Here is a 4,263-nt window from a genome sequence, read left to right on the forward strand (position 1 = left end):
ACTTTTACATGGATAGGTAAGGTAGGTTTTTAGGTTTGGGCTAGATTAGGTTGATTAGCTTATTTCAAAGATACAGCATCAAGCTCCTCTTGTCAACTGTGGATTCTCGCAGGTAGACTCCTTTGTTTGAGCGTTTGTTTGTTCGATAGTTTGAATATTGAGCAAGAAGAGTAACAAGTCATAGACTAAGACCATCGTCGTATCTTCAGAGATAGAGGTCAGACTTGTGAAGATGCGTTCCGATGCTAATCGGAAAAGAGCACGTAGCGTAGTCTGAACCATGGTTCTCAACTTTGGTAAAAGTTGGGAAATCTCCTAAGATTCGACTAGATTTTTCTTTGGTTCGTTTCTAGCGCCGTACTGAGCGTAGCCGAAGTATTATCAATGGAGAAGAAATGAACAAACCCAAGCCTCGAAGCTCGAACCCAAAAAAGCCTCGCTGATTAAACGAGGCTTTACTTTTACATGGATAGGTAAGGTAGGTTTTTAGGTCTGGGCTAGATTAGGTTGATTAGCTTATTTCAAAGATACTGTATCAAGCTTCTCTTGTCAACTGTGGATTCTCGCAGGTAGACTCCTTTGTTTGTTCAATAGTTTGAATATTGAGCAAGAAAAACACTACCTGGTTTTAACCAAAAATCAAGTAGTGTTTTCACCAAGGTCACGGAGTTGTTCGTAGCATTCCATTCCATAGTTCCGGCCTTCGAGACTTCTCGTCCCTCCAACCTCAGGCCTCAAAATCAGTATTGAACGCAAGTAGTGGGTTGGGAATATGCTCTGTAAAAATCCATTTTCATGAATCTCTTATCACATTTGACTAAAAAGCAAAAATCCCTCACCACCAGGCAAGGGATTCAATAAAAATTCCACATTCAGAATTCTCAATTCTTAATTCTCAATTCTTAATTTAATTAGTATCCTACTTTCGCTCTCACGCGTTTTAAGGTAGCAGCAGCAATCTTTCTTGCCTTTTCCGCTCCAATGGCTAAAGCTTCGTCTATTTCGTTCTTATTTTCCATTAAATACTCAAATCGTTCACGTTGAGTAGCAAACTTTTCACAAATCAATTCAAACAATTCTTGTTTAGCATGACCATACCCGTAGTTACCTCCTTCATACTTGGCACGCATTTCCGAGATTTGCTCAGAAGAAGCCAACAATTTATACAAAGCAAAAGCATTACATGTATCCGGATCTTTTGGTTCTTCCAAACCTTTACTGTCCGTTGCAATCCCCATCACCTGTTTTCTCAATTTTTTATCCGTTTGGAAAATATTGATGAAGTTATTTCTTGACTTACTCATTTTATGACCATCTGTTCCAGGGATAATCTTTGCCTCTTCACTTGTCTTCGCTTCTGGAAGCACGAAAATATCACCGTTAATATTGTTGAAACGAGAGGCCACATCACGTGTAATTTCAATGTGTTGTAATTGATCTTTACCGACGGGGATAATCTCTGCATCATACAACAAGATATCTGCCGCCATCAACATAGGATAGCTAAACAACCCTGCATTCACATCACTTAAACGATCCGCTTTATCTTTAAAAGAGTGCGCTAATGTCAAACGCTGAAAAGGGAAAAAACAACTCAAGTACCAAGTCAATTCAGTGACTTCCGGTATATCGCTTTGTCTATAAAAAATCGTTTTTTCAGGGTTTAATCCAAAGGCAAGCCAAGTAGCCGCTACAGCGTAGGTATTCTCACGTAATTCATTCCCGTCTTTAATTTGGGTTAATGAATGCATATCGGCGATAAATAATAAAGAATCATTTTCTTCACTATTTGCCATCTCTACGGCCGGAGCAATAGCTCCTAAAATATTCCCCATATGAGGAACTCCCGTACTTTGGATTCCTGTTAAAACTCTTGCCATTTCAAATGATTTTGTCCAAAAATAAAATAGATTTCTGATATTCCATTCATGAATTCAAAGATTCAAGCATTCAAGAATTCAAGAAATGATTGATGCAAGTGTATTTAACATGATTATAGGCAGAAATATTCGCTCATCTCGTTAGATCGATTATCGACGAACCGAAGTAATATCAAGGATTGAGCAATAACAAGACCCAAGCAAAAAGCCCCGCTGATTCAACGAGGCTCTACTTTTACAAGGTAGGTTAGATAGGTTTTTAGGTCTGGGCTAGATTAGGTTGATTAGCTTATTTCAAAGATACAGCATCAAACCTCTCTTGTCAACTGTGGATTCTCGCAGGTAGATTATTAGATTTAATTGTTTGAATGTTCGATAGTTTGAGGTTAGAATGTGAGTGATTAAAAAAATTTAATTCTTCACTGCGTGAAAAATTTAAAGAAAAGAATGGTCTAAGTACACTATTGAATATAAGCTTGGAGTCCAGAGGAAAACATGATTAAATCATACTAATTTGGAAAAGTTCGGCTTTGTAAAAGAAACTTAGTTTTCATGAAGAAAAAGGAAGTTTTAGTTACACAGCCTAGCGTTTTCTTTGGTTCGTTTCTAGCGTCTTACTTAACGGAGCCGAAGTATTATCAATGAAAAAGAAATGAACCAAACCCAAGCTTCGAAGTAGTAACATAAAAAAAGCTCCTGATTTTCACCAAGAGCTTTTAAATTTATTATAAGTAAATGAATTAAGACTTCTTCTTAAACCATCCTAAAATTCCTTTTTTCTGATCTTTGTCAAAATCAACTCCGTAACCGTAGCCATAACCATATCCGTAGCCATAACCATAACCACGACCTTTGGTTTTAACACCGTTTACTACCATGGCCATTTTACCTAACTTACCATTTTTGTAAAAGTCAGAAGCAAATTTCAACAGACGCTTATCCAAGTAATTCGCTCGAGCAACATACAAGACAACATCTGCGTATTTCGCCGCTGATACCGTATCTACCACTAAACTCGTAGGAGGCGTATCTACGATGATGTAATCAAACTTCTCACGTAGCTCTTTAAACATTACTCCCAAATGATCCTCCATCAATAATTCAGAAGGGTTAGGCGGAATAGAACCAGAAGAAATATAGTATAAGTTATCCGTATTTGGAGATTTTCTTGTTATTGCATCTAATTTTAAACCCGGTGTCGCTAAGAAATCAGAAACCCCTTTCCCTTGCGGCATATCCACGTATTCCAACAATTTTGGTTTACGTAAATCTAATCCAACAACAACTACTTTTTTCCCTGTAAAGGATAAGGAATACGCCAAGTTCAACGAAGTAAAGGTCTTTCCTTCACCCGGGATTGTAGAAGTTGCAAATATTACTTTTCCACCTTCTATATTTTTATCTAAAACAAAGTTTAAATTAGTACGCAAGATTCTATATGCCTCAGCAATAGGACTCCTAGCATCTTTTTGGGTAATAATCTTTGTTTTTTCTTCGCTCGTTGGAACGGTTCCCACAAAAGGTAAATTCAATTTCTCTATATCCTCTTGACCATGAATTTTATTGTCCAACAAGTCTCTTAAATAGATGACTCCAACTGGGATTAGAATCCCCAATAAAAAGGCTCCTAAAAACACAATTTTCTTCTTAGGACTTACGGGAATTCCGTCTGAGTAAGCCATATCGATAGGCTTCGCATTGGAAACATTCGAGGCTTGTGTTATCTCACTTTCTTCACGCTTCTGTAACAAGAACAAGTACAAACTTTCCTTAATCTCTTGTTGACGTAAAATGCTTCTGTATTCCTTTTCAAATTTAGGTAAGGACGCAATTTTTTTCTGATAATCTTTGTTTTGGTCCTTTAATATGGCTAGTTGAATATTTAAACGTGACTTCAAATTATCTAAACCAGTGACCAAACTCGCTTTGATTTGCTCCAATTGCGAATTGATGCGTAATACGTTCGTATTTATAGCAGAAGATGACTTTAACAATTCATTTCTCTCCAACACCAATTCATTATACTTGGCAGTCATCTGATTAATGGCCTGATCTTCAAAACCTAAATTTGCAGGTAAAAGTACTTCAAAATTATCTTTATAATCCTCAAGATACTCCGTCATGTAATTAGACAAATTGACTTGAATTTCAGCCTCTGTCACCGCCTTTTCAGCTTCTGCTTGTTGCTTGTAAAACTTTTCTGCATCGGCTGATACATCCATTAACCCATAATCCGTTTTATATCTCTCCCCTTCATTTTCAATTTCTCGTAACTGATCCTGGATCAATTCTAAACGTTTGTTAATGAAATTACTCGTATTCTCCGCCACCTCATTTTTATCAGCGATAGCATTTTTACGATGCTGTTTAATAACCTCATTTA

General features: G+C 37.0%; 2 protein-coding genes. Both read right to left on the reverse strand.

Annotated features, from left to right (window positions below):
- Positions 1–911: 911 nt before the first annotated feature.
- Positions 912–1,880, reverse strand: coding sequence for a tryptophan--tRNA ligase (gene trpS, locus R3333_RS12790; protein ID WP_318959165.1), 969 nt, complete (start codon positions 1,878–1,880; stop codon positions 912–914).
- Between the two features lie 740 nt (positions 1,881–2,620).
- On the reverse strand, positions 2,621–4,263 hold a 1,643-nt coding region (locus R3333_RS12795), incomplete at its 5' end, for a polysaccharide biosynthesis tyrosine autokinase (protein ID WP_318959166.1).

The organism is Lishizhenia sp., assembly GCF_033720595.1.
In the GTDB taxonomy this organism is placed as follows: Bacteria; Bacteroidota; Bacteroidia; order Flavobacteriales_D; family Crocinitomicaceae; genus Lishizhenia.